This is a genomic window from Nocardia sp. CC201C, assembly GCF_030010695.1.
In the GTDB taxonomy this organism is placed as follows: domain Bacteria; phylum Actinomycetota; class Actinomycetes; order Mycobacteriales; family Mycobacteriaceae; genus Nocardia; species Nocardia otitidiscaviarum.
In genome coordinates this window covers 1-1,143 of the sequence record NZ_JASCXP010000742.1, presented here as the reverse complement: position 1 = coordinate 1,143, position 1,143 = coordinate 1, and the positions used below count along the sequence as shown (strand labels likewise).

Here is a 1,143-nt window from a genome sequence, read left to right as displayed (position 1 = left end):
CGACGCCGACGCGAAGGGGCGTGAATTCGTCACGGAGCCGGTGGCTTTCGATCACCCCCTGTGGGTGCTGTACTCCTCGGGCACCACCGGCAAACCCAAAGGCATCGTCCACGGCCACGGCGGCGTCCTGCTCGAACACCTCAAAGCCATCGCCCTGCACACCGACCTCGGCCCCGACGACACCTTCTTCTGGTACACCAGCCCCTCCTGGATGATGTGGAACTTCCAGATCGCCGGACTCCTCGCCGGCGCCACCATCGTCTGCTACGACGGCAGCCCCACCCACCCGGCCACCGACACCCTCTGGCACCTGGCCGCCACCACCGCCACCACCGTGCTCGGCACCAGCCCCGGCTACGTCCTGGCCTGCGCCAAAGCCGACACCCACCCCACCCGCGACCACGACCTCACCGCCCTGCGCAGCATCGGCATCACCGGCTCCGCGCTGCCCCCGTCCTCCTCACTGTGGCTACGCGACCACCTCGGCGACCACATCCCCGTCGCCTCCATCAGCGGCGGCACCGACGTCGTGTCCGCCTTCCTCGGCGCCGTCCCCACCGTCCCGGTCTGGCCCGGCGAACTGTCGGTGCCCTACCTCGGCGCCGCCGTCGCCGCCTACGACGAGCACGGCCACCCCGTGCGCGGCGAGGTCGGCGAACTCGTCATCACCGCCCCCATGCCCTCCATGCCCGTCCGGTTCTGGAACGACCCCGACGGCTCCCGCTACCACGACGCCTACTTCACCACCTACCCCGGCATCTGGCGCCACGGCGACTGGATCACCATCACCGACCACGACAGCGTCATCGTCCACGGCCGCTCCGACTCCACGTTGAACCGCAACGGCATCCGCATGGGCTCCGCCGACATCTACCAAGCCGTCGAAGCCCTGCCCGAGATCACCGAATCGCTCGTCCTGGGCATCGAACAACCCGACGGCGGCTACTGGATGCCCCTGTTCGTCGTCCTCACCGACGGCACCGAACTCGACGACGACCTGAAACGACGCATCGATACCGCTGTCCGCGAAGAGGTGTCGCCCCGGCACGTACCCGACGAGATCATCGCCGCTCCCGCCATCCCGCACACCCGCACCGGCAAGAAACTCGAGGTGCCGCTGAAGAAACTGCTCCAAGGAGCCGA

Annotated in this window: 1 protein-coding gene; it reads left to right on the top strand. The window is 68.7% G+C overall.

Annotated features, from left to right (window positions below; all coding sequences use genetic code 11):
- On the top strand, positions 1-1,143 hold a 1,143-nt coding region (locus tag QK444_RS36440), incomplete at both ends, for an acetoacetate--CoA ligase (RefSeq protein WP_282786675.1).